The organism is Novosphingobium sp. NDB2Meth1 (assembly GCF_900117425.1).
Lineage (GTDB): Bacteria > Pseudomonadota > Alphaproteobacteria > Sphingomonadales > Sphingomonadaceae > Novosphingobium.
On record NZ_FPEH01000021.1, the window covers coordinates 12,936 to 36,150 of the forward strand.

The following is a 23,215-nucleotide window of genomic DNA, read 5'->3' on the forward strand; positions in this document are numbered from 1 at the left end:
CGAGGGCGGCTGGCGTCAGCTGTGCCGCAAGGCCGCGATGTCCGAAGATAAACAAGAGGTACGTCCCGGGTCAGCGAAATAGGTTAATGCCCTTATGGGGAATCCCTGATTCGCTGGCAATCGCGTACTACTGATAAGTCACAGTTACGGCATAGGTGCCGGTGTAGGTGCCGGTCGTCTGGTTCGCGCCCACGTTGAGCGTGGCGCCGACCGATAGCGCGAAGGACCGCGACGCGCTGAAGACGGTGCCGGGCGTCCAGTTGCTGCGCAGCGCGCTGAGACGCATGTTGCGCGTGCCCTGCCGCAGGATCACGACCGTGGGCAGATCCACGCTGAAGGCCCGGCCCGCTTCACCCACGACCGCAAAAGTGCCGGGGCCACGCCGGGTGGTCTGCGCGATGGCGGTGCTGGTGAGGACGCCGCCGGTGGTGGTGATCGCGCCTGCGGGCGAAAGGACCACAGTGCCCGCAGCGGTCGGCCGCGTGATCTGCCCGAACGACAGGGCATCGATCGGCGCTATGGTCAACGGCGTGAGGATGACCGCCTGCGCCGCGCCGCTCACGGTGGAGCTGCTCGGGGCTGCGAACGCAGTTCCGGCAAGGGAAGCCATGGCGCAGACCATGGCCGCCATTCCGGACAGGAATCGCGAGGCGGATGACATCTAGGTTTTCCGAGAAAGGAGAGGGCTCTGGCCGGGGGCTGCCGCTGCGGCACGCCCCCGGCAGGCTCAGGTCGATCAGTTGTATGTAACGGTCGCGTTGTACGAACCGGTATAGGCACCGGCCGGTTCGCTGCCGAGCACGGTCAGCGTGCCGCCGACGGTGAAGGTGGCGGAGCCGCCGGTCAGCGTGCCGGCCACGGCCGAGGGCGTGGTGGTGAAGCTCATGGTGGTGCTGCTCACCGGGTCGGTCACAGTGCCCGAAGCGGTCGAGATCGAGAACGCACGGCCCGCATCGCCGGTCACGCCAAAGGCGTCAGCCGCATTGGTCGAGCCCGGGACGAAGGCGACGTCGCCGCCGACAGTGCCGACGCCGGCGGCCGAGACGGTGATCGAACCGCCCGTGCCGGTGGTGAAGCGGCCGAAGCCGAGCGCGGCGCCCGGGGTGTGGTTGAGGACGATGGGTTCGACGATAGTGGCGGTGGCAGCGCCGTTGGCGCTCGAGGTGTTGCCCGAAGCGGCGAAGGCAGGGGTGGCGGAAACGAGCGCGATGGCCGAGGCGAGAATGATCTTCTTCACGTGTAAGCTCCCGAAAGAAGGCCGTGGCGCCTCCCCCCGTGGGCTGCGACACGTCCGATAAACTGCGGTACTGCGAACTCGGGCTGGATCGCCGTTATTCGGTACGTAGTCGTACGTATTCGGGGCCAGTTAATGGGTGGTTATTCGCATTTTTACTTAAAAAGTGTCTCATAATGGGAATATAAACTAGTCAGTAACCAGTCTTTATTCGCGATTAACCATACAAGTTCCGCTGCGGATGTGAATATTCGTCCATTTCGAAGCATGCCGGCGCCGGGCTCCCGGCGTTTTCCGCGGCAGCTAGATCGCGGAAAAATTGGAAAAAATTTTTTGCCGGAGGTAATTTTTTGCGCCTTCGAAGCGGTTATCGGCCAGCCTCAGGCTCTGCGGACGCAAAAAGGCCCGCGGCCGTTGCGGCGCGGGCGATGAAGAATCGACGCTGTGGTCGCTGCGTCAGTTGTAGGACGCGGTGATCTGGTAGGTCCCGTTGTAGGTCCCCACGGGCTGCGATGCGCCGACAGCAAGCGTGCCGCCCACCGCGATGTCGAGCGTGCCGACCGGCGAGCCGGTGAGGGCGCCGACGGTAAACAGCGTGATTGTCATTGAACTCCCGCTGCGGGTCACCGTGGCGGCGAGCGGCAGGGTCACGAAGAACTGGCGGCCCGGTTCGCCGCTCACGCGGAACCTGCCGGCCTGCGGGCCCGAGCTGCCCTGGGCGATGGCGGTGTTGCCAGCCATGCCGCCGGTGGTCGAGACGGCACCGGCGGTGCTTACGGTGACCGTACCCGCCGCGGTGGGCTGTGCCATCACGCCAAACCGCAAGGGTGCGGTCGCAACGATTCTGATCGGGGTGATCACCTGCGCACTGGCCGTTCCGGTCACTGTCGCCGTGCCTCCGGGGGCCGCATAGGCCGCCTCGGGCGCCGGGAGCGACGCTGCGAACGCGGCAAACGCGATCAGGCAAGGGCTAAAACGAGCGGTCATGTACCGGCCAGGTTTGGGGAACGGTTACGAGAGCCCGGCTGTCGCCAAAAGGGCGACAGCCGGTGCAATCCCGGGCTTAGTTGTAGGTAACGGTGGCGGAGTAGGTGCCGGTGTAGGAACCGGCCGGCGCCGTGCCTGTCACGGTCAGCGTGCCGCCGACGGTGAAGCTGGCCGCGCCGGTGCCGCTGAGCGTGCCGGTTGCAGCCGAAGGCGTGGTGGTGAAGGCGAGGTTGGTCGAACCCGAAGTCACGTTGCCGCCGGTGGTCGTGATCGAGAACGAACGGCTGGCATCGCCCGCAACGGTGAAGCTGTCGGCCGAGTTGGTCGAGCCGGGCACGAACGTCACGTCGCTGCCGACCGAACCGGTGCCGGCTGCAGAGACGGTCACGGTGCCGCCGGTGCCGGTGGTGAAACGGCCGAAGTTGAGGCTGGCCGAAGCCGGGTGGGTCAGCACGATCGGCGCGACGATGGTCGCGGTCGCGGTACCGGTGGCGGTCGATTGGTTGCCCGAGCCGGCAAAGGCGGGAGTCGCGGTGGCGAGGATCCCGATAGTGGCGAGAATGATCTTCTTCACGTCGTATGCTCCTGAGTTTTCAGTTTCGCCCCGCAACGTCCCGGTCTTGGAGCTGGTAAACGCGGTTTCATCAGGGCCGTGGTTTCCCGTGGCCTGATAAGTAAACGTCCTAAGGAAATATGGTTAAGAAAGTGTTTGCCTCTCGAAACCTCTTGAAAAGATTCTGTGTCTTCCAACTCGGCTATCTCGAGGAGACCTTCGATCTAACTTTCGGAAATTAAGCGAATTTCCGGTGTCCGTGCAGGGTGGCCAAACGCAAACCAGGCGGTCGCGCATCTGCGCACCGCCTGGTTAATCCTTTCCAAATCTGTTAACCAAAATGCTGGGTGGGGATCTGCTGATCCGCTGCGTTCAGTTGTACGCGACGGTTGCCGAGTAAGTGCCGGTGTAAGCGCCCGTCGGAGCCGTTCCCGTCACCGTCAGTGTGCCGCCGACAGTGAAGCTGCCGGTCCCGCTGGTGCTGAGCGTGCCGGTTGCGGCAGATGGCGTGGTGGTGAAGGCAAGGCTTGTCCCGCCCGAGGTCACGTTGCCGCCTGTCGTCGCAATAGAATAGGAGCGATTGGCGTCGCCCGCGACGGTAAAGCTGTCAGCCGCAGTGGTCGATCCGGGCACGAACGTCACGTCGCTGCCGACAGAGCCGGCGCCGGCCGCAGTCACCGTCACGGTGCCGCCGGTGCCGCGCGTGAAGCGGCCGAAGTTGAGGCTGGCCGAAGCCGGGTGGGTCAGCACGATCGGCGCGACAATCGTCGCGGTCGCTGTGCCTGTCGCGGTCGATGTATTGCCCGGCGCAGCATAGGCCGGGCCCGCTGTGGCAACGGCGATCAGCGCCGCAGGAAAAAACTTGTTCACCGGTTAAGCTCCTGGTCCCTTTCGCCCCGCACCAGAGAATCGGCGGAACTGGAGGGGCCGGGCTTCCCCGGCGTCCTCTTACGTACAATTCCTAAGTAGACATGGTTAATGAAAGGTAAGCACGTCTGGAAGGGGCGCAAGGCCAGAGCTCCCGGATATTCCCGGGGTGATCAGCTGTAGGTGACCATGATGGTCAGAGTGGCGCGGTAATGCGCCGGGGACGTGCCCGCAGGGACGTTCAGCCGCCCGCCGACTTCGATGCGATCCTCGCCTTTGTCGTCGAGCTGGCCGATGCTGGTGACCGCTCCCGCATGGCTGTCGAGGTGCACGGTCAGCGCATCGATGGCGAGCGCAGGCGCGCTGCCGCCGCCGATCAGCGTGCCGCTGGCAGTAATTGTGGCCGGTGCGCTGACGGTATAGCTGCGCCCGGCCTCGCCACTGACGAGGAAGCGCGCGGGTGCGACGCCGGCGCAGGCGCCCCCACAGGCCGGTGCGGCACCACCAGCATAGTTGACGGCCCCCTCTGCACCGACCGTTACCGTTCCGCTAGCCGTACGCGACGAGGTTAGCGATCCGAAATCGAGATCGTTGAGCGCGACGGCGATGATCGGCGTGATGATGACGGCCTGTGCCTGTCCCGACGCGGTTGCACTTTGCCCGGTTGCCGCCAGCGCGGGCGAGCTGACGAGCGCCGCCGCTGCGAGGACCAACCGCCCACGCATCACAGTTCGGCCAGCACGGTGACGACTATCGGCAGCGGGATGGCTAGCTGTGCCCCGCCGGATGTGCGCGCGACTTGCAAGGTGCCGCCCACCCGGAACGTCCGGCTGCAGATCCGGCGTTGGCAGCCGGTCAGCGTGATCTGCGCGGTCTGGCCCGGGATCAGCGTGGATATGCCTGGAAGATCGGTATCAAACCGGGCAATCGTGCCGGTCACGCCGCCGCTGACCTGGCTTGCCGTTCCGGGCACGAGCACGGAAATCAGCAGCGAATAGGCGACATTGGCGTTGTTGCCGCGATCGTAAGTGAAGGTGAACTGCGCCGGGGCTGGCGCAGTCCCCGTCAGCGGAACAATGGCGGAACCGCTAACCGCACCGGTTGCCGATACAGTCCTTGAACCAGAGGTGTCGGTGAAAAAGGTGCCGAAGCGCAAGGCCTGATCCGCGCTGACTGTGACCGAAGGCGCCGCGGCGAGGGCAGGGGGGGCGGCACCGGCAAGGCACGCACCCAGCACCGCCGCCGCTGTCCAGCGGATCACCCGGTTCAGGGAAACGATGCGAATGGGCTGCAAGCGAACCGATCCTGCGCAAACAAAGTAGCGAAGGTATGGTTGATAAACTTGCACCCCGACGGCGGCAATACGCGGGAAGGCGCAGTCCCCCGTTGGAACATGCTAAGCCAGTTCGTTAACGGATTTGTTTACCGGCCGATGCCGAGTGCGGCCAGCGAGTTGGAATCGAACTTCACCCGCATGGTCGCAAAAACCCCCTTGGTCGTGTTGCGCGCGCCGGCAAAATCGCGGTCGCGGAAACCGGTGAGGTTATAGCCGATCACGACCATCACGTTGTCCGCCGGGACAATGCCGATCTGCGGCCCGACCGCGTAAGACGTGGTCCCATCGGAGAGGCTGCGCCGCACTGTCGCGCTGCCGCCAACTTCGATGCGCTTGCCGATGCCGATGCGCGCATCCACCCCGCCCAGCACGGTCGTGCCGGCAAGGTCAAAGCCTTGATAGCGGTCGAGATTGTGCCGCGCGGCGACGAAGATCCCGATCTCGGTGCGCTGGACCATCTGCCCGTCCACGTGGCCGCTCGGCGCCCAATTGCCGGAGAAGCTGCCGATGATCCGACGCGAGCGGGCATTGCCATCGACCGTCAGCGCGGTGCCGTCGGTCGCCGCGCCGGTGCCGGTTGCGCTCGCCGCCGTCACGCCCGAAATCCGGTCGCTGCGGAATTCCAGTTTGCTCAGGAACGCGAAAGCCGAAGTCGCCGGGCGTTGTGCGATGGAGATGGCAGCGCTGCCCACTTCGCTTTGTGCGCCGGTTGCATCGCGCGACCTGGCCCAGGTCACCGCGCCGCCGACCACGCTGCCTTCGCCCATCTGGCGGATCATGCCGAAGGTCAGGCCCTTGCGCTTGGTCAGTTCGCCATCGCGCAGTTCCGCGCGCGCGGTCGCGCTCCAGCGGCCAGAACGCCACGTCCCACCGAGCGTATAAGCCGTGAAGTCCTCGGCGATCGTCGTCTGGCTGCTCGCGCCGACCACCGCCGTGCCGCCATTGGTAGCAAGCGCGCTCTTGCCGCCGATCACCTTGTTGCCATCGATGGTGGCGTCAAGTGTCAGCGCCTTGCTCACCGGCAGCGACTGCGCGAGGCCGTAGGAGGCAAACGCGCGCTTGCCCTGCTCTGCAATCGCCTGCTGTTCGGTGGCCACGGGCAGGCCCTTGGTCGCCTGCTGGCCGACTACGGTGGCGATCTTGGCGCCGGTCCACGGCTGCACTTCCAGCCCGCCGCGCAGTGTGCGTGTCTCGCCCTGGCTGCCGTTGCCGATCTCGTAATCGCTGATCAGGCGGACATCGGGTGTGATCGCATAGCGCAGGCCGAGCCGGTAGCGCGGCGCCTGATAGGAAGTCGCATCGCTGCGGCCGATCGCGATCGAGCCCGCCGCGCTCAGTTCCAGCTTGTTGTCGAACAGGCGCTTCGTGCTGCCCGCTTCGATCAGCGTCGTGCTGCCGCCCTTGGCACCGGTTGGACCCGCGGCGACACCCTGCGCCAGCGTCTCGCTGTAGCGCGCGACGGCGAGGCGCAGTTCGGTGCCGGCGGAGTTCCACGTCGTGCCCAGCTGGATCGCGCTGCGCTTGGACCCGTCGACCAGCGAGGTATCCTGCCACGCCGTGCCGCTCACCAGCCACTTCTGGCTGATCCGGTAGCGCGTATCGAGCCCGATCTTGCGGCGCCCAAGCTCGCCGATGCTGACCTGACCGACACCGAAATTGGCATCAAGCGAGCGAATATAGGCGAGCACATCGAGCCGCGCGTCATGGCGTTCGAGTTCGACCATCCAGGCCGACTTGGTGCCGCTGCCGGCCTGACCCGCCGCCAGATTGCCGCCGGTGGCATGGCTCAGCGCCGCTTCCGCGCGCACTTCGGTCTTGCTGCCGATAAAGACCTTCGCGTCGATCGCGCCAAGATTGGTCCGCGTCACCGCCGCGCCGGCATTGGCCGAGGCATCGCTGATCGCGGTTGCGCCGAGGCGGACTTTCTCCGACTTGTTGCGCCATTCGCTGCGCGCACCGGCATTCCACGCCCCGCCGTTCAGCGTGTCGATTTCGTAGTCGACCACGATCTGCTGCGGATTGAGATTGGCATCGCGGCTGAGCACCGGCTGCTTGAACGTGATCGTGCCCGCGAGGAGGTCGATGTCGTAATCGAGGAAACGCGTGAGTGCCGTGCTGGAGACGACGACTTCGGAGCGGAAGCGGTCGCGCACTTCGATCACCACCGTCTCGCTGTTGGGCACGATGGCGCGGCTGGAGAGGCGGTAGGGCCCGCTGATGCCGCCGCCGGGGATCTGGTCGCGGCGGTGCGTGGTGGCGACCTTGGCGGCATAGGCTTCGGTGCGCAACCGGCCCAGCCGCGCCTCGGCCCTCACGCCGGTCATCGTGCGCTGGTAGCGGCCGAGCTGGGTGTGATCGAAGCCGGTGTTGAAGTCACCGAACATCGCCCGCACGCGGGTGCTTTCGATGCGCACATAGAGCTTGTTCACGCTCGCGGCATCGAAGCGACGGTCAGAGCCGTCAGCGAACACGGTGTAATAGGCCTTGGGATCGAGCCCGCCGAGCAGGCGCTGTTCGGCGCGCTGCTTGGCGCTGTCATAGGCAATGGTGGTGAGCCATTTGCCCTTGATCCGCCCCTTGGCGTAGAACGCGACACGGGCATGATCGCCCAGATCGCTGTCGAACTTGCCGGTGCGGTGCATGTGATCGGCAATCGTCTTTGCGCCCACCGCACCTTCGGCAAGGCCCACCAGCGTCCACTTCGCCTCGCCCGGCACGACCCATGTTTCGAGCACTTGCTGGCGCTTCACGTCGCGGTCCGTGAACTGGAAGGTCAGGTCGAGGCTGCCGCTGACCATCGTCGGGGCAAGCTCGATCAGCGCGACGCCGTCGTCGCCCTTGACGATCCACGTCGGCGGGCTGCGGTCGAGGCCAGAGAGGATGCGGCTCTGCAGTGCGTCGAGCGCTGCCGCGCTTTCGTAGGGCGCGGACAGCGTGATCGGGCCGGAAATCCCGGCGTGAACTGGCCGGCCGGTGCGATCGAGCACGCGCACGGCGACGACCGGACGCGTCGCGCCATCGGCCACGAGGCGGGTGCGCTCGGGAACCAGTTCGACACGGGCCGGGGTCGCGCCGAAGTGCACGGTGCGTGTCAGCGTTTGCACCACGGCACCGCCGGGATCACGCACCTCGGCATCGAAGCGGGTGTCCTCGCCATTGAGCGGCAGACCGCGCCATACGCTGACGGCATAATCCTCGGGCGAGCTCTGCGCGCCGTCGAAGGCCAGCTTGTCGACCGGCTTGCCGTCGATCTTGAGCGCCACTGTCTGCCCCTTGCGGTGGCGGATGACGACGCGGGTGGTCGGCGCGCGCGGGTTGTAATCAGCGGTGGGGAAAAGGAATTCGGTGGGGCCATCACCCTTGGCAACCCAGTCGGTATCGCCGCCCGCCGCCTTGCGGTCGCTGTCCGCCACCGGCTTGGCCGCTTCTGCAGCAGCAGCGGCTGCAGCGAGCGTCTCGGCGGGCACGGTGGCCGCGAAGTTGGCGACAACCAGGCTGCCGCCCTGGCCGATCACGAAGCGGCTGGAGGCACTCCCGGCACTGCGGGTCGACTGTGTGCAATCAACGAACTTGCCGCCCTTTGGCAGCGTAACCGATTGTGCTTCAACGACATGTGTGCCGGGCATCAGCCCTTCGAAGTGATAGCGGCCCTCTGCATCGGTCACTGCGAAGCTGCCGTCCTCAAGCACGAGACGTACACCGCCGATGCCCGGGCGGGGTGCGTTCTTGCTGTTCGGCACATCGCAGGCGCCGAGCGTGATGCGGCCGATCAGGGTCATCGTTGCAGCCAGATTGTCGCGCTCGATGCGCACGGCAGAACTTGCCGTTGCGGTTAGTCCACGTGCATCCACGGCATCAATTCGGTTAATTGCGTTGCCTGCGGACGCTTCCGGCCGCACGGTCATCGCATAAGTCACGGTGCGGCTGGCGCCCGGTGCGATCGTGCCGATGGCAATGGTCATCGTGCGGCCATCGGGCGCAACAGTCACCGCATCCGCCGCCGGTTTGGCCCCATCGATGCGGATCGTGCTCACGCGCAGTCGCAAGTTGGCCGACGGCGTATCGCTCAGCACCACGCCGCGTTTCATCCGCCCCGGATCGGTGTTGCGCACCGTGATGGTGTAAAACACGGCATCGCCCGGTTGGGCGACCTGTCTCGACGCGACCTTGCTGAGGCTCACGGCAACGGGTGGTCGGTCGACCGGAATATCGACGCGCACCGGTGCCGGGCTCGAAAGTGCCAGACTTTCACCATAGGACGCCGGTAGAATAACCAAATCGCCCCCATCGGGACGTCTCAGGCCAGTGAAATTCTTCGGTGTGAGCGCTGATGGCGCGGTGTACGGATCAGGCGGTACGACCAGCAGCCGATATGTGCCAAGCGGCGCGAGCGGAAAGCGGTATTCGCCTTCCGGCATCTGCCAGGTGCGGCCGGCCCCGTCGGTGATCAGCGAGCCTGTGACGATGGTCGAGGGCCAGGTGGTCACGCCGTCATCGGCAAACACGCGCGCCGGCTGGCCGGTGGCGACATCGATCAGCGTGACCCGCGCGCCGTCGATCGGGGCGGCATCTTCGCTATCGAAAACAAGGCCATAGGGGTCGGCCAGCACGTCGACATCGGTCTTGATAACGGTGCCGTCGCCGCTCGCACCGTTGTAGGAGACGGTCACCTTGTCGCCGCCCGAAACGCTGAGGCGGCAATCGCCGTCCTTCGGCTGCGGCGGGATCGCGCTCGTCGGGATCGCACCGTAGAATACGCCGCTGTCGGTGGCCGTCTCGGTGACGGTGACCTGTTCCTTGTCGCCGCTGGCCGAGGTGATCGTGACCTTGACCGTGTCGATCCGGCCCGGATCGAGCGCGCTGCGGGCCAACACGAGGCGGAAAACCACCGGCTGGCCGACAATCACGCTTGAAATCGTCGCCGGATCGTTCGGATCAGCGCCTTTGGGGTCGATATTGACGCTCGGCAAGACTGTGGTGCCGCAGTAGCCGGCGTTGATCGCAAGCGTTTCGCTGCCATTGGGCAAGGGCAGCACGAAAATCCTGGTGTCATCCCGCACCACATCGAACGAGACCACGTTGGAATCGGCCGTCAGTTCGGTGCCGCTCTGGTTCCAGCGGGCATAGGCGGTGTTGGTGATGGTGTTCGCCGCGGCGGGAACGCTGGTCGCGAAAAGCAGCGCTGCAAAGAGCAGCGCGGCGATCGCCCAGATCCTGTTCCTCAATGCCTGCATGGCGTTTGTTCTTTGTTTTCAGGACAAAGGAAGGGTGTGGCGGCGGCCTACCCCCGGGTCTGCCGCCGCCTGCCTGTCCTGATCTGCGTGATTGCTTGAAGGGTGCCTTCCTCGGGCCCGTTCAATTAATCGTGGCTTGGAAGACAACCGTCTTGGTTTCACCGCCTGCCACGGAGGCCAGCGTGCCGGTCACCGTGTTCGAGGCCATCGTGCCCGTGCCGGTCGTGTCGGCGGCGCAGGTCGCCACGCCGCTCGCGATCGTCGCGGTGCCGTTGGTCTTCACGCCGAACGCCGAATCGTAGGTGAGGTTCGCCGGAATGGGGTCGTTCACGGTAACGGTGGTCGCCGTGGCGCTGCCCGATGCGTTGCTGATCGCGATGCAGTACTGGATCGTCGCGCCCGGGATCATCTTCGGGTTTGTCGTGCCGTTGATCGGATCGCTGATGATGCGCGAGGACTTGATCGCGCTGAGCGTCGCGGCCGAGACGGTGTAGTCGTCCTTGGCCGAGAACGAGGCATCGCGCGCCGCATCGGTCGCACCCGCGCCGTCCGCGAACACCGTATCCATCCCAGCGGTGTTCGCACCGGTGGTCTGGACGAGCGCCGCACCCTGGCTTCCCGCGCCGCCGGCTTCACGGCCGGTTGCGGTCAGCGTCACGGCGGCAACCGCGCCGTTTGCCTGGGCCAGCGGCACGTCGGAGACGACGAGGACCTGAACCGAAGCGTCCGCTGCGACTTCGTCGAGGTAGGTCACCAGCGTGTCGGTGCCCGATTCGAAGGTGCCGTTGTTGTTCACGTCGCGGAAGATGCGCACGTTGGTCACGTCGAACGAGTCGGTGTTCGAGTGCGCGCCGGCGCCGCCGACCTGCTGCGCTGCGGTGAGCGCGAAATCGAGCGGGGCGTTCGAGGTGTTGACCACCGTGAACGCCGTCACCTGGTTGACCGAGCCGGGCGTGACCGTCGTGGTGGTCGTGCCGACTTCGGCGACGGTCAGCTGCACGCGGCGGTCGACCGTGAGGGTATCAGACGCGGCCGTGCCGGTCTGGGCGATGCCGCCGACCTGGAACGCCACCGAAACCGTGTTGGTGATCGTCGAGCCTGCGGTTGTACCGGCCGCGTGGGCCGGGTTGGCGCCGAGAACAGCAAGGCCGAAAAGCCCCGCCGCACCCAGCAGTCTGCTGCGATACGTCATTGTTATATGCTCCACTGGGTTGCCTGCGAATATTCTGGTCGCTCACAGGCATCGCGACCCCCCGTTCCGCCGGATTAGCGAACGATTCCATGATATTGGACTTCACCCGAAGCGCCCGGAGCGATCGACGGGATGATCCAGCGAACGTGCGTCACGTCAGCCGCGGTGGCCGCGCGCGGCGTGCCCTCGGTGCCGGCAACCTTGAGGCTGCCAAGCTGGCCCCATGTCTTGCCGCCATCGACCGAGACTTCCGTGCCCTGTGCACCGTCGCTCGCAAGGGCAACGGCGGACGGCAGCGGATTGGTGACCACGAAATTGGTCACCGCCTGCGCGCCGTCGTTGTGATAGCGCGTGGTGAACAGCAGGTGGTCGCCGGGAATGACGACCTTGGGCTCGACCAGTTGCACCTTGCTCACACCGTTTTCGGTCACGGTCTTCTCGAGCATGACATCGCCCTTGAGCGTGACGGGTGACGGCGTGGACTGGGCTGCCGCGAGTGCGGGGCCGGCCATGGCAACCATGGCAGCGGCGCCAGCGAGGGACTTGACGACGAAGGAGAGTTTCATGGCTGGTATCCCTGATTGATCAATTGATTTTGACGGAGAAAACGACGGTCTTGGTGGTGCCGCCGGCAATCTTGCCGAGCGTCACGTCGATCCCGCTGGCACCACCCACGCCGGCATCGCCATCGGCGCCATCGGTGAGGGCAGCGGCATCAAGCTTGAGCGATCCGGGCACATAGGTCGTCCCGTTCGGGATGGTGTCGACCACGTGCAGCCCGTCGAGTGAGCCGCTGCCGGTGACCTTGGCAGCCAGCGAATAGGTGACGACCGCGCCCGGTACGGGCTTGGCGGTGCCGAACGGATCGAGGATCGATGCCGACTTGGTGAGCGAAATATTGGCGAGGCTGGCGATCAGTGCGGCAAGCGAATTGGCCGCGGCGGTGGTCAGGCCGACGACGGCATCGCCGCCGCCTTCGCCCTTGCCGGCAAAGCTGGTGCCGGGCGTGCCGTTGCCGGTCTGCGCCGTCGCGGTGAGGCGGACCTGGCTGGTCTGCGCATCGGCGGCGCCCGCCGGCAAGTCGACGAGGAGGAAAACCTTGGTGCTCTTGTCGGGACCGAGCACCGGCGTCGCCAGCGCGCCTGCGGTGAGGACGGTATCGACGCCGGGATCATAGATGCCGTTGCCGTTGCTATCGAGCACGACCGACTTGATCGTGCCATCGAAACCATTGCCGGAAATCTTGGGATCGGCGGTGAGATTGAAGGCTTCCGGGCCATTGCCGCTGTTGGTGACCGAATAGATCAGCACTGCCGGCTCGCTGGTGGCGGTGGCAGGCGCGGTGCTCAAGGTCGCCACAGCGACGTCGAGCAACTCGTCGACCTTGACCGTGACCTTGTTCGAGGTGACCGACCCGGTGGTCGATCCCGTCTGATAGGTCGCCGTCGCGGTGTTCTCGATCAGCGTGCCCGCAAGCACCCCGGTGGCATGCGCAGTGCCCGCAAGCGGAGCGGTGAGGGAAAGGGCGACAAGCGAACATCCGGCGATGCCCGCGGCCCGGCTCAGGTGGGTGAGGTACGTATTCATACGTGGGCCTTTCCACCGAGCGTGGTTAACATCGGGTAAGGACAAAATGGCTCGAAGCTGCGCCGCGGGCGGATAGGAGGCCTATTTCCTTCGCCCGGATGTTAACCGACTTTGGTTAGGTGATCGCTTCAGGCGACTGCACAAGCTGCTGAATTTTAGTGGTAAAATTTTGGTTTCGAACCAGGGGAGCGGAAGAGCGTTACCGCTCCGCCCGCAGGGCACAGGTCCGGATACCCTTGAAAATAAATTTGAATTTGGTCCGAAGTGGTTACGAAACTGGCGTTCGCAGAGTAAATTCCGCAGGTCCCGCGCGGCATCGGTTTGCGTTGCGGTACATTGGCCGAGGAGTAGGGGGGCAAGCCACGGCTGTGCGGCGGCTCCAGTCGCTCGGTGCTTGTCGCCACGCGCGCCGGGGCCTAGAGGAGCGGAATGGCAGGAGACATTCTAGACAATCGTGGGCGCGGTACGGCCGGGTTCACCTGGCCCGCCATTCATCCGGAGGGCCGCAAGTTCGGTGCGATTGCCGCTGCGGCCTGCCTCGTAGGCGCGTTTCTCGGCGGCTCGCTGCTGGGCTGGCCCCTCGCGGTGCTGACGCTGGGCGTACTCGCCTTCTTCCGCGATCCCGAGCGGGTCACGCCGCGCGACGACAGCATGATTGTCGCGCCCGCCGATGGCATCGTCACGCTGATCTGCACGGTGAACCCTCCGCGCGAAATGACGGCGGATGACGGAAGCGGGCAGCCGGCCTTGGCCGATGTGCCGGTGACGCGCATTTCGATCTTCATGTCTGTGTTCGATGTTCACGTGAACCGCACGCCCATCGGCGGCACGATCCGCCGGGTCGTCTACATCCCCGGCAAATTCCTCAATGCGGATCTCGACAAGGCGAGCGAGGAGAACGAGCGCCAGCACTTCGTCGTCGAGCGCGGCGACGGCGTGCGCGTGGGGTTCACCCAGATCGCTGGTCTGGTTGCACGGCGGATCGTGCCGTTCGTGAAGGCGGGTGACATCGTGGCGGGTGGGCAGCGCGTCGGACTGATCCGGTTCGGCAGCCGGGTCGATGTGTACCCCCCCGCCGGTACCGAGCCGCGTGTCCTGATCGGGCAGCGCATTGTTGCCGGAGAAACGGTGCTTGCGGTGCTCGGCCAGACGCCGCTGATCGAAGGCGTGCGGCAGTGAGCGATACGCCTGCGCCCGGCAAGCGCGCGGCGGCAAGGGAAGTCTATTCCAGCGAGGATTTCGGGCGTCGCCGCCTGCCGCGCGGGCTGACCTTGCGCGCGCTCGTGCCCAACGCGATCACTTCGGCGGCGCTGTGCAGCGGGCTCACCGGCATCCGCTTTGCGATCGGCGGCGATTTTCATGCGGCGGTGCTGGCGGTCATGCTCGCGGGCGTGCTCGATGGCATCGATGGCCGCGTGGCGCGGCTGATGAAGGCGCAGTCCCGCTTCGGGGCCGAGCTTGACAGCCTGTCTGATGCCATCGCCTTCGGGGTCGGTCCGGCGCTGATCCTTTATCTCTGGTCGCTGAGTGCGGTGCCACGCTTCGGCTGGTTTGCCGCGCTGGCACTTGCGGTGTGCTGCGCCTTGCGGCTCGCGCGGTTCAATGCCTCGATCGATCTGCCGGGGCAGCCGCACAAGTTGGCGGGGTTCATGACCGGTGTACCTGCGCCGGTCGGGGCAGGGTTGGCGTTCCTGCCGCTCTATCTGTGGTTTGCCAGCGGTCTCGATCAATTCCGCCAGCCGATCGTCGTCGGCCCGTGGGCGCTGCTCATCGCATTCCTGATGATCTCGAACCTGCCGACCCTCGGCTGGGGCGCGCTGCGACCGCGGCGGGCGATCCGGCTCGAAGTCATAGCGCTGGCTGGCATGCTCACCGTGGCGCTGCTTACCGAGCCCTGGCTCACGCTGGTGGCAATCTGTGCCCTTTATCTCGTGCTCATGCCGGTCGGGCTCTGGCGCTATCGCCGAATCAGGCAGCAGCGCGCCAGCGTGACTCCGTCGAAGCCTGAGCAGACTTGACGAGCCGCACCGGTGCGCGGCGTGTCCGCACCGGCATGCGCGGCGGCGCCGGCATCGAGGTGGTGGTGATCTCCACGAGGAATTCCCTGTCCGCCGCGAGCGCGCGCGACTCCGCCAGCAGCTTGCGGACGGCGGGCAGCTGCGCCCGCACGGTGACAGCGATTGCCGCAAACGCCACGCAGCCAGCGCCAACCATCACAAGCGAAGCGAGGAGGGAGACCATCGACATGGAAACGCTGCCTTTCGAACGTGGGTGAACCGCTTGACAGGCGGTGGATACCCTGTGGATAAGGTAGGGAGGGAATCGGAAGTTCCAAGTCTCCCCCTCGACGAGAACAATGTTCTCTTTTTGTTCCTTCCCGTCAAGCCGATTCGGCGTGGGTCTGTGAAAATTCCAACATTGCGGATTGTCGGTGTGCGGCTGGGCAAGCGGTGCGCGGGTGTCATTCGCGCCTGAAATGCTCGCGGTTACATGGATCATGCCGGATAGCGGTCCCCGCGCGCGGGGGGCGCGGGGACCGCAGCGGCGGTCTGGGAGGGCGCCTGGTCAGGGCGCGACCGCCTCGGGCCGCCTGGGTGAGCGGCCGACATGGCCGCCTGGGTGTTGCGGCCAATCACAGTAATGGCGTGCAATTGAACAAGACTGCGGAATCGCAGCAAAAAATCTCGATAGCGGCAGTTCCGGCAGAGTGCCGGTAGGCGCTTCGCAAGATCCGCTTGCAGAAGCTTCAAGCCAGATAAGCCGCGAGGTGCCTCATGACCGAGAAGGACGCTGAGGTTCGCGACTGGCGGTTTTGCCCGTCAAGTGAACTTATGGGCATGTCCAATCATTTTGACAACTATGATTCACTACTTATTTGACACTGTCAGAGCGAATTGACGCTCGGCGTCCAGCTTCAGTCCGATTTTTTCGGCAGTTCTGTGTAGACGCCCGGCTCTTCCGGCGCTAACGGCACTCTCGCTACAGCGCGATTCGGGCATGGTGCCTGCGGGTCGCTGCGGCAATCCACATGGAATGCGCACATACCGGTGCCGTGCTGGGGTTTCTCCCGCCAAGCGGTTCCTGCGTTCCAGAGGCCCAACCGGAAAGGAATGACTTATGGCGGCTCCTGTCGTCACCATGCAGCAATTGATCGAGGCCGGCGCCCACTTCGGCCACCAGACCCACCGCTGGAACCCGCGGATGAAGCCGTACATCTTCGGCGCCCGCAACGGCATCCACATCCTCGACCTCTCGCAGACCGTGCCGCTCTTCGCCCGCGCGCTCGAGTTCGTTTCGGCCACCGTGCAGGGCGGCGGCAAGGTCCTGTTTGTCGGCACCAAGCGCCAGGCGCAGGAGCCGATCGCCCAGGCCGCACGCGCCTCGGGCCAGCACTATGTCAACCACCGCTGGCTGGGCGGCATGCTCACCAACTGGAAGACGATCTCTGGTTCGATCAAGCGTTTCAAGGCGCTTGAAGAGCAGCTTTCGGGCGACACCACCGGCCTCACCAAGAAGGAAGTGCTCCAGCTCACCCGCGAGCGTGACAAGTTCGAGCTCTCGCTCGGCGGCATCCGCGACATGGGCGGCATTCCCGACGTGATGTTCGTGATCGACGCCAACAAGGAAGAGCTGGCGATCAAGGAAGCCAACGTGCTCGGCATTCCGGTCGTCGCGATCCTCGATTCGAACGTCTCGCCCGATGGCATCGCGTTCCCGGTTCCCGCGAACGACGACGCCAGCCGCGCCATCCGCCTCTACTGCGAAGCGATTGCCGCTGCCGCCACCCGCGGTGGCCGCGATGCCGCGATCGCTTCAGGCGCGGACCTCGGCGCGATGGACGAGCCGCTTCCGGAAGAAGTTGCCGTCGAGGCAGCAGAAGCCTGATCCTGTCCAGTTCGGTGGCGTCCTCCGTCAAGGGGCCGTCACCGAACTGACCCGGACACCCCTTACGGGCCGCGCCAGGTAGCTATGACCGGGCTGCGGCCTAACCCATATTCACGAGACAAGAAGGATCACCGCAATGGCCTATACCGCCGCTGACGTGAAGAACCTGCGCGAGCGCACTGGCGCCGGCATGATGGATTGCAAGAAGGCTCTGGACGAGACCGGTGGCGATTTCGAAGCCGCGGTCGACGCGCTGCGCGCCAAGGGCCTTGCCGCCGTCGCCAAGAAGTCGAGCCGCACGGCCGCTGAAGGCCTCGTCGGCGTTGCCGTTTCGGGCACTCGCGGCGTCGCCGTCGAAGTCAACTCGGAAACCGACTTCGTTGCCAAGAACGAGCAGTTCCAGGATTTCGTGCGCAAGACCACCGAAGTCGCGCTCGGCCTTTCCGCTGACGACGTCGAGGCGCTCAAGGCCGCTGCCTACCCCGACGGTGGCACGGTTGCCGACAAGCTGACCAACAACGTCGCGACGATCGGCGAGAACCAGCAGGTTCGCCGCATGAAGACCGTCGCGGTCTCGTCGGGCCTCATCGTGCCCTACATGCACAACGCTGCTGCTCCGGCTCTCGGCAAGATCGGCGTGCTCGTCGCTCTGGAATCGGAAGCCGGTGCCGATGTGCTCGAGCCGCTCGGCAAGCAGATCGCGATGCACATCGCCGCGGCCTTCCCGCTGGCGCTGAAGGCCGAGGACCTCGATCCCGAAACGATCGCGCGCGAACGCAAGATCGCGGCGGAGAAGGCGGCGGAAACCGGCAAGCCCGCCGAAGTCCAGGCCAAGATGGTCGATGGCGCGGTGGCCAAGTATGCCAAGGACAACGCTCTGCTGTCGCAGCTCTTCGTGATGGACAACAAGACCCCCATCGCGCAGGTCGTCGAGGCCGCCGGCAAGGCTGCCGGCGCCAAGATCACGCTGACCGACTATGTCCGCTTCCAACTCGGCGAAGGCATCGAAAAGGAAGCCACCGACTTCGCGGCGGAAGTCGCTGCGGCAGCCGGCATCAAGTAAACATTGCACAATACGCGGCGCTTCCCGTCCCGGCGGGGGGCGCCGCTGTGCATTGGCGCACAAACCTGTGTCCCTTGCCCTTGGCACGCGCCAACTCGCGCGTATAAGGGCCGCGCTCCCCTCTATACGAGTTTGCCCGGACGATGAGCCTTCCCCCCCTCAAGCGCGTACTTCTCAAGCTTTCGGGCGAAGTGCTGATGGGGAGCCAGCCCTTCGGCATCGACACCGACTTCGTCGCGCAGATGGCCGAGGAACTGAAGGCAGCCAAGGAAACCGGGCTGGAGCTGTGCCTTGTCATCGGCGGCGGCAACATCTTCCGCGGCATGGCGGGCGCGGCCAAGGGCATGGACCGTGCGCAGGCCGACTACATGGGCATGCTCGCGACGATCATGAACGCGCTGGCGATGCAGAGCGCGCTCGAGAAGATCGGAGTGCCGACCCGCGTCCAGTCCGCGATCCAGATGGACGAGGTCTGCGAGCCGGTGATCCGCCGCCGCGCCGAACGACACCTCGAAAAGGGCCGCGTAGTGATATTCGCCGCTGGTGTCGGCGCCCCCTATTTCACCACCGATTCCGGTGCTGCGCTGCGCGCTGCCGAGATGAAGTGCGACGCCTTGCTCAAGGGCACCAGCGTCGACGGCGTCTATGATGACGATCCGAAGAAGAACGCGAACGCCAAGCGCTACGATACGGTCGATTTCGACACGGTGCTGGCAGACAATCTCAAGGTGATGGACGCTTCCGCTGTGGCACTTTGCCGCGACAATGCCATCCCCATCGTGGTGTTCTCGATCCGGGAACGCGGCAATCTTGCCCGCGTTCTGGCAGGGCAGGGCACCCAGACCATCGTTCAGAAAATCAGCGCTTAAAAGGAAGGCTTGCCCATGGCCAAGTATGACAAGGCCGATCTCGAACGCCGCATGAAGGGCGCGGTGGAATCGCTGCGCAGCGATCTTTCCGGTCTGCGCACCGGCCGCGCCAATGCCGCGCTGCTCGATCCGATCATGGTCGTCGTCTACGGTGCGAACACCCCGCTCAACCAGGTCGCGACGATCTCCGCGCCCGAGCCGCGCATGCTGACCGTGCAGGTGTGGGACAAGTCGAACATCGGCCCGGTCGAGAAGGCGATCCGTTCGGCAGGGCTCGGGCTCAACCCGATCAACGATGGCAACACGCTGCGCCTGCCGATCCCCGATCTCACCGAGGATCGCCGCAAGGAGCTTGCCAAGCTCGCCTCGCAGTATTCGGAGAAGGCCAAGATCGCCATCCGCAACGTCCGCCGCGACGGCATGGACGCGCTCAAGGCCGACGAGAACAAGAAGGAAATCTCGGAAGACGAACGCAAGCGTTTCGAAACCGAGCTGCAGAAGCTGACCGACGAGCAGATCAAGGCGGCGGACGAAGTCAGCGCGGCCAAGGAAAAGGAAATCCTCGGCAAGTGAGCTCGGCTGCGGCGCCTCAGGGAAGCAAAGCGGTCGCCGGCCAGATGGGCGGCGGCTACACCGGTCCTGCGCGCCATGTCGCGATTATCATGGATGGCAACGGGCGCTGGGCGAAGAAGCGCTTCCTGCCGCGCGCCGTCGGCCACAAGCGCGGGGTCGACGCCGTGCGCGAAGTCGTCCGCGCAGCGCGCCACATGGGGCTTGAAGCGCTGACGCTTTATGCCTTCTCGTCCGAGAACTGGAAGCGGCCCGAAGACGAGATCGCGGACCTCATGGGTCTGCTGCGCGCCTTCATCCGCAGCGATATCGACGAGTTCGCCGCCAACGACGTGCGCCTGAAGATCATCGGCGATTACAAGGTCCTGCCGCCCGATATTGTCGAGATGATCGAGGATGCGCTGGCCCGCACCGCACATGGCCGCAGCACCACGCTGGCGATCGCGCTCAACTACGGCTCGCAGCAGGAGATCGCCCGGGCTGCGGCGGCTGCAGCGACCAAGGGCGAAGTGACCGTATCTGCCATCGAGGCCGAACTCTACACCTCGGACTTGCCGCCGCTCGATCTCATCATCCGCACCTCGGGCGAAGTGCGTCTCTCGAACTTCCTGCTGTGGCAGGCGGCCTATGCCGAAATGTGGTTCACCGACGTGCTCTGGCCCGATTTCACCCCGGGCCACCTGCGTGAGGCGCTGGACCACTACGCCACCCGCGAGCGCCGCTATGGAGGGCGCTGAGCCCGTAGCCACACCCGCCGCGCCGCCCAAGCGCAGCGATCTGCCGGTGCGCGTGGCCTCGGCGGCGGTCATGCTCGGCATCGCCGGTTTCGCGCTGTGGCAGGGCGGCCTCGTCCTCAAGGGTTTCATCGCGCTCGTCGGCTTCGGCGTCTTTGCCGAATATGCCGCGCTTGCCGCCAGGATCGCGCCCGATCCGGCGCGGATGGTGACGGCAGTGATCACCGGCGGGCTCTATATCGGCTGGGCGGCCTTCGCGCTGATCGTGATGCCGATGGTCCTGCTCATCGCGGTGCTCGGCCTTGTCATCTGTACCGATACCGGCGCCTATTTCGCCGGACGCGCCATCGGCGGGCCCAAGATCGCGCCGAGCATCAGCCCGTCGAAGACCTGGGCCGGCCTCGCGGGTGGCATGGCGGCAGCGGCGCTCTGGGCCACGCTCTACATCCTGTTTGCCGCCTATGTGCTTTCGGCGATGAGCCCCACCGGCCCAAGTCTTGCCGAAGCGTTTCGCACCACACGGCTCGGCATGGCCGCGCTGGCGGGGGCAGGGCTTGCCGTCGCCGCGCAGGCGGGTGATTTCTACGAGAGCTGGCTCAAGCGGCGGGCCGGGGTAAAGGACAGCGGCCGGCTCATTCCGGGGCATGGCGGTTTGTTCGATCGGGTTGACGGACTGCTGCCGGTCGCCATCATAGCAGGAACAGCGTGGGCTGCCTCTGGGGCAGCAGCAGGGGGAGCAGGAGGCGCATGACGCGCACGATTACCATTCTGGGCGCCACGGGTTCGGTCGGTGCGTCCACGCTTGATCTGGTGCGGCGCAACCGCGACATGTTCCGCGTGATCGCGCTCACCGCGAATTGTCAGGCGGTCGAGCTCGCCGCGCTGGCGAAAGAATTTGGCGCTGAAGTGGCCGTTGTCGCCGATGAAAGCTGCCTTCCGGCCCTGCGTGACGCTCTTGCCGGAAGCGGCATCGAAGCCGCAGGCGGCGCCCCCGCTGTCGTCGAAGCCGCCGCGCGCGGTGCGGATATCACGATGGCCGCGATTGTCGGCTGCGCGGGCCTCGCGCCCACCATGGCCGCCATCGAATGCGGCAAGGCCGTCGCGCTCGCCAACAAGGAGGCGCTTGTTTCGGCGGGCGAAGTGATGACTGCGGCGGTCAAGCGCACCGGCGCCACGCTCCTCCCGGTCGACAGCGAACACAACGCGATCTTCCAGTGCCTTGCCGGCAACGATCCCGCCCACGTCAAGGCGATCACGCTGACGGCGAGCGGCGGCCCGTTCCGCGAGTGGGACATGGAGCGCATCCACCGCGCCACGCCCGCCGAAGCGGTCAAGCACCCCACGTGGTCGATGGGCGCCAAGATCAGCGTCGATTCGGCTACGATGATGAACAAGGGCCTCGAGTTCATCGAAGCCTTCCACTTGTTCCCGGTCGGCGTGGAGCGCCTGCGCATTATCATCCACCCGCAGTCGATCGTCCACTCGATGGTCGAGTACCGCGATGGCTCGACCCTGGCGCAGCTTGGCCCTTCCGACATGCGCGTGCCGATCGCCTCGGCGCTCGCATGGCCTGCGCGGATGGAAACGCCCTGCGCCCCGCTCGATCTCGCCGCCATCGGCAGCCTGACCTTCTTCAAGCCCGATGAAGAGCGCTTCCCGGCTACTCGCGTAGCGCGCGAGGCGGTGATCGCGGGCGGTGCGGCCCCTGCCGTGCTCAACGCGGCGAACGAGATCGCGGTGGCTGCCTTCCTTGCCGGTCAGATCGCGTTCACCCGCATCGTGCGATGTGCGGAGGACGTGCTGGCGCGCGGCGTGCCCCGGCCTCCGGTGACCCTCGAAGAGGTGATCGCGGTGGACCGGGACGCCCGCATCCGCGCGGCCGAGACGATGGAGACTGTGTCCTGAACGCTGCCGTGCAAAGTCCGGGAATCCTGCTGACCCTGCTGGCCTTTGTGCTGGTGCTGGGGCCGCTCGTGTTCATCCATGAACTGGGCCACTACCTCATGGGCCGCCTGTTCGGCGTGAAGGCGGACAGCTTTTCCATTGGGTTCGGCAAGGAGATCGCCGGCTGGACCGACAAGCGCGGCACCCGCTGGCGGCTCTCCGCGCTGCCGCTGGGCGGTTACGTCCAGTTCGCGGGGGACATGAACCCGGCGAGCACGCCGAGCGCCGAGTGGCTTTCGCTCCCCGCCGAAGAGCGCGAACGCACCTTCCAGGCCAAGCCGATCTGGCAACGCGCGCTGATCGTGCTCGCCGGGCCGCTGACGAACCTGCTGCTCGCCGTCGCCATTCTGGCAGGCTTTACAATGGCTTATGGCAAGGTCGTCATCCCGCCGGTCGTCGGCATGGTGCAGGAAGGCTCCGCCGCCGCCAAAGCCGGTGTCCAGCTGGGCGACAGGGTTGTTTCGCTGCAGGGTTCGCCCATCGACAGCTTCCTCCAGATCCGCCTCGCGGTTGCGCAACATCCGGGCGAGCCGCTCGATCTCGTCATCGAGCGCGACGGGCGGCGCATGACCTTGCCCGTCATCGCCGCCTTCAAGGAAGTCTCCGACAAGTTCGGCAACACGCAGAAGATTGGCTACCTCGGCATTGGCCCTGCCTCTGCGCAGCGTGTGGCGGTCGGGCCAGTCGAAGCCGTGGGTGATGCCGTCGTCCAGACGCGCGACATCATGGGCATGATGATCACCGGCATCGGCCAGATCATCACCGGCAAGCGCGAGATCAAGGAACTCGGCGGGCCAATCAAGATCGCCAAGTATTCGGGCGAACAGCTCGTCTCGGGCTGGGCCAACTACGTCTGGTTCATCGCACTGATCTCGATTAACCTCGGGTTCATCAACCTCTTGCCAATTCCGGTGCTCGATGGCGGGCACCTCGCGTTCTACGCGATCGAGGCGGTCAGCCGCAGGCCGGTCAGCCAGCGCGGGCAGGAATGGGCCTTCCGCACCGGTCTGGCGCTGGTCGTGGCATTGATGCTGTTCGTGACCTTCAACGATGTCGCTTCGTTGCGCGTTTTCGGAGGCTAGGGAGTAGGACTTGCGAACGGCTGCGTCCGGCCTTGAGCGCCGGACGTCAGGGGGAGCCGGATTTTCCACAAAATGCGG

General features: G+C 65.6%; 22 protein-coding genes. 10 read left to right on the forward strand and 12 right to left on the reverse strand.

The genetic code is table 11. The annotated features are described in order from the left end of the window. Positions 1 to 127: 127 nt before the first annotated feature. From NDB2M1_RS15480 to NDB2M1_RS15530, 11 genes are all read right to left on the reverse strand, one after another. Positions 128 to 562, reverse strand: a complete 435-nt coding sequence (locus tag NDB2M1_RS15480) for a DUF4402 domain-containing protein (RefSeq protein WP_171955417.1) — start codon at positions 560 to 562, stop codon at positions 128 to 130. 174 nt (positions 563 to 736) lie between these two features. Further along, the gene (locus NDB2M1_RS15485; protein WP_143146789.1) at positions 737 to 1,237 is read right to left on the reverse strand and encodes a DUF4402 domain-containing protein; all 501 of its coding nucleotides are present in this window, start codon (positions 1,235 to 1,237) and stop codon (positions 737 to 739) included. A 453-nt stretch (positions 1,238 to 1,690) separates the two neighbouring features. Further along, entirely contained in the window at positions 1,691 to 2,221 is a 531-nt protein-coding gene (locus tag NDB2M1_RS15490; protein ID WP_072383780.1) for a DUF4402 domain-containing protein, read from the reverse strand. Between the two features lie 76 nt (positions 2,222 to 2,297). Beyond that, complete coding sequence (locus NDB2M1_RS15495) at positions 2,298 to 2,795, reverse strand: DUF4402 domain-containing protein (protein ID WP_231625077.1); 498 nt, start codon at positions 2,793 to 2,795, stop codon at positions 2,298 to 2,300. 351 nt (positions 2,796 to 3,146) lie between these two features. Further along, complete coding sequence (locus NDB2M1_RS15500) at positions 3,147 to 3,644, reverse strand: DUF4402 domain-containing protein (protein ID WP_054123208.1); 498 nt, start codon at positions 3,642 to 3,644, stop codon at positions 3,147 to 3,149. A 170-nt stretch (positions 3,645 to 3,814) separates the two neighbouring features. After that, on the reverse strand, positions 3,815 to 4,366 hold the full coding sequence (locus NDB2M1_RS15505; protein ID WP_072383874.1) for a DUF4402 domain-containing protein: 552 nt from the start codon (positions 4,364 to 4,366) through the stop codon (positions 3,815 to 3,817). Further along, positions 4,366 to 4,935 carry a DUF4402 domain-containing protein gene (locus NDB2M1_RS15510; protein ID WP_072383782.1) on the reverse strand — a complete coding sequence of 190 codons (570 nt, stop codon included), beginning with the start codon at positions 4,933 to 4,935 and terminating at the stop codon, positions 4,366 to 4,368. The genes NDB2M1_RS15505 and NDB2M1_RS15510 overlap by 1 nt, the downstream gene beginning before the upstream one ends. A gap of 128 nt (positions 4,936 to 5,063) precedes the next feature. Further along, positions 5,064 to 10,211 (reverse strand): COG1361 family protein, encoded by a 5,148-nt coding sequence (locus NDB2M1_RS15515; RefSeq protein ID WP_072383783.1) that lies wholly within the window; start codon positions 10,209 to 10,211, stop codon positions 5,064 to 5,066. Positions 10,212 to 10,332: 121 nt separating this feature from the next. Next, positions 10,333 to 11,403, reverse strand: coding sequence for a DUF11 domain-containing protein (locus NDB2M1_RS15520; RefSeq protein WP_072383785.1), 1,071 nt, complete (start codon positions 11,401 to 11,403; stop codon positions 10,333 to 10,335). 74 nt (positions 11,404 to 11,477) lie between these two features. Then, a complete protein-coding gene (locus NDB2M1_RS15525; RefSeq protein WP_054123203.1) occupies positions 11,478 to 11,969 on the reverse strand; it encodes a DUF11 domain-containing protein in 492 nt (163 codons plus the stop codon). 19 nt (positions 11,970 to 11,988) lie between these two features. After that, entirely contained in the window at positions 11,989 to 12,990 is a 1,002-nt protein-coding gene (locus NDB2M1_RS15530) for a hypothetical protein (RefSeq protein ID WP_072383787.1), read from the reverse strand. Positions 12,991 to 13,419: 429 nt separating this feature from the next. Here NDB2M1_RS15530 and NDB2M1_RS15535 point away from each other — a divergent pair, with 429 nt between their 5' ends. Both NDB2M1_RS15535 and NDB2M1_RS15540 read left to right on the forward strand, forming a co-directional pair. Beyond that, positions 13,420 to 14,169 (forward strand): phosphatidylserine decarboxylase, encoded by a 750-nt coding sequence (locus NDB2M1_RS15535; protein ID WP_072383789.1) that lies wholly within the window; start codon positions 13,420 to 13,422, stop codon positions 14,167 to 14,169. Then, a complete protein-coding gene (locus tag NDB2M1_RS15540; protein WP_072383791.1) occupies positions 14,166 to 15,008 on the forward strand; it encodes a CDP-alcohol phosphatidyltransferase family protein in 843 nt (280 codons plus the stop codon). Before NDB2M1_RS15535 ends, NDB2M1_RS15540 begins: the two co-directional genes overlap by 4 nt. Here NDB2M1_RS15540 and NDB2M1_RS22680 read toward each other — a convergent pair. Then, positions 14,959 to 15,489 (reverse strand): hypothetical protein, encoded by a 531-nt coding sequence (locus tag NDB2M1_RS22680; RefSeq protein WP_171955418.1) that lies wholly within the window; start codon positions 15,487 to 15,489, stop codon positions 14,959 to 14,961. The genes NDB2M1_RS15540 and NDB2M1_RS22680 overlap by 50 nt on opposite strands. A 618-nt stretch (positions 15,490 to 16,107) precedes the next feature. On the opposite strand from NDB2M1_RS22680, the gene rpsB reads away from it, so the two are divergent. The 8 genes from rpsB to rseP all read left to right on the forward strand — a co-directional run bounded on the left by rpsB (position 16,108) and on the right by rseP (position 23,137). After that, positions 16,108 to 16,875 (forward strand): 30S ribosomal protein S2, encoded by a 768-nt coding sequence (gene rpsB, locus NDB2M1_RS15550; protein WP_054123199.1) that lies wholly within the window; start codon positions 16,108 to 16,110, stop codon positions 16,873 to 16,875. Between the two features lie 136 nt (positions 16,876 to 17,011). Further along, complete coding sequence (tsf, locus tag NDB2M1_RS15555; RefSeq protein WP_054123198.1) at positions 17,012 to 17,938, forward strand: translation elongation factor Ts; 927 nt, start codon at positions 17,012 to 17,014, stop codon at positions 17,936 to 17,938. Positions 17,939 to 18,081: 143 nt separating this feature from the next. Next, the gene (gene pyrH / locus NDB2M1_RS15560; protein WP_054123197.1) at positions 18,082 to 18,807 is read left to right on the forward strand and encodes a UMP kinase; all 726 of its coding nucleotides are present in this window, start codon (positions 18,082 to 18,084) and stop codon (positions 18,805 to 18,807) included. Positions 18,808 to 18,822: 15 nt separating this feature from the next. Beyond that, positions 18,823 to 19,380 carry a ribosome recycling factor gene (frr, locus tag NDB2M1_RS15565; protein WP_054123196.1) on the forward strand — a complete coding sequence of 186 codons (558 nt, stop codon included), beginning with the start codon at positions 18,823 to 18,825 and terminating at the stop codon, positions 19,378 to 19,380. 44 nt (positions 19,381 to 19,424) lie between these two features. Then, the gene (gene uppS / locus NDB2M1_RS15570; RefSeq protein WP_072383875.1) at positions 19,425 to 20,114 is read left to right on the forward strand and encodes a polyprenyl diphosphate synthase; all 690 of its coding nucleotides are present in this window, start codon (positions 19,425 to 19,427) and stop codon (positions 20,112 to 20,114) included. Beyond that, complete coding sequence (locus NDB2M1_RS15575; protein ID WP_054123195.1) at positions 20,101 to 20,862, forward strand: phosphatidate cytidylyltransferase; 762 nt, start codon at positions 20,101 to 20,103, stop codon at positions 20,860 to 20,862. Before uppS ends, NDB2M1_RS15575 begins: the two co-directional genes overlap by 14 nt. Then, complete coding sequence (dxr, locus tag NDB2M1_RS15580; RefSeq protein WP_072383796.1) at positions 20,859 to 22,016, forward strand: 1-deoxy-D-xylulose-5-phosphate reductoisomerase; 1,158 nt, start codon at positions 20,859 to 20,861, stop codon at positions 22,014 to 22,016. The genes NDB2M1_RS15575 and dxr overlap by 4 nt, the downstream gene beginning before the upstream one ends. An 8-nt stretch (positions 22,017 to 22,024) precedes the next feature. Continuing rightward, on the forward strand, positions 22,025 to 23,137 hold the full coding sequence (gene rseP, locus NDB2M1_RS15585; protein ID WP_171955416.1) for an RIP metalloprotease RseP: 1,113 nt from the start codon (positions 22,025 to 22,027) through the stop codon (positions 23,135 to 23,137). The last annotated feature ends 78 nt before the right edge of the window (positions 23,138 to 23,215 follow it).

What these genes read in the sequence shown, in the direction of transcription:
- NDB2M1_RS15535 (WP_072383789.1), top strand. Translation starts at nt 13,420, where the DNA reads ATGGCAGGAGACATTCTAGACAATCGTGGGCGCGGTACGGCCGGGTTC.
- NDB2M1_RS15525 (WP_054123203.1), bottom strand. Translation starts at nt 11,969, where the DNA reads ATGAAACTCTCCTTCGTCGTCAAGTCCCTCGCTGGCGCCGCTGCCATG.
- uppS (WP_072383875.1), top strand. Translation starts at nt 19,425, where the DNA reads ATGGGCGGCGGCTACACCGGTCCTGCGCGCCATGTCGCGATTATCATG.
- NDB2M1_RS15575 (WP_054123195.1), top strand. Translation starts at nt 20,101, where the DNA reads ATGGAGGGCGCTGAGCCCGTAGCCACACCCGCCGCGCCGCCCAAGCGC.
- dxr (WP_072383796.1), top strand. Translation starts at nt 20,859, where the DNA reads ATGACGCGCACGATTACCATTCTGGGCGCCACGGGTTCGGTCGGTGCG.
- NDB2M1_RS15520 (WP_072383785.1), bottom strand. Translation starts at nt 11,403, where the DNA reads ATGACGTATCGCAGCAGACTGCTGGGTGCGGCGGGGCTTTTCGGCCTT.
- rpsB (WP_054123199.1), top strand. Translation starts at nt 16,108, where the DNA reads ATGGCGGCTCCTGTCGTCACCATGCAGCAATTGATCGAGGCCGGCGCC.
- tsf (WP_054123198.1), top strand. Translation starts at nt 17,012, where the DNA reads ATGGCCTATACCGCCGCTGACGTGAAGAACCTGCGCGAGCGCACTGGC.
- pyrH (WP_054123197.1), top strand. Translation starts at nt 18,082, where the DNA reads ATGAGCCTTCCCCCCCTCAAGCGCGTACTTCTCAAGCTTTCGGGCGAA.
- NDB2M1_RS15490 (WP_072383780.1), bottom strand. Translation starts at nt 2,221, where the DNA reads ATGACCGCTCGTTTTAGCCCTTGCCTGATCGCGTTTGCCGCGTTCGCA.
- NDB2M1_RS22680 (WP_171955418.1), bottom strand. Translation starts at nt 15,489, where the DNA reads ATGATCCATGTAACCGCGAGCATTTCAGGCGCGAATGACACCCGCGCA.
- frr (WP_054123196.1), top strand. Translation starts at nt 18,823, where the DNA reads ATGGCCAAGTATGACAAGGCCGATCTCGAACGCCGCATGAAGGGCGCG.
- NDB2M1_RS15530 (WP_072383787.1), bottom strand. Translation starts at nt 12,990, where the DNA reads ATGAATACGTACCTCACCCACCTGAGCCGGGCCGCGGGCATCGCCGGA.
- NDB2M1_RS15505 (WP_072383874.1), bottom strand. Translation starts at nt 4,366, where the DNA reads ATGCGTGGGCGGTTGGTCCTCGCAGCGGCGGCGCTCGTCAGCTCGCCC.
- NDB2M1_RS15515 (WP_072383783.1), bottom strand. Translation starts at nt 10,211, where the DNA reads ATGCAGGCATTGAGGAACAGGATCTGGGCGATCGCCGCGCTGCTCTTT.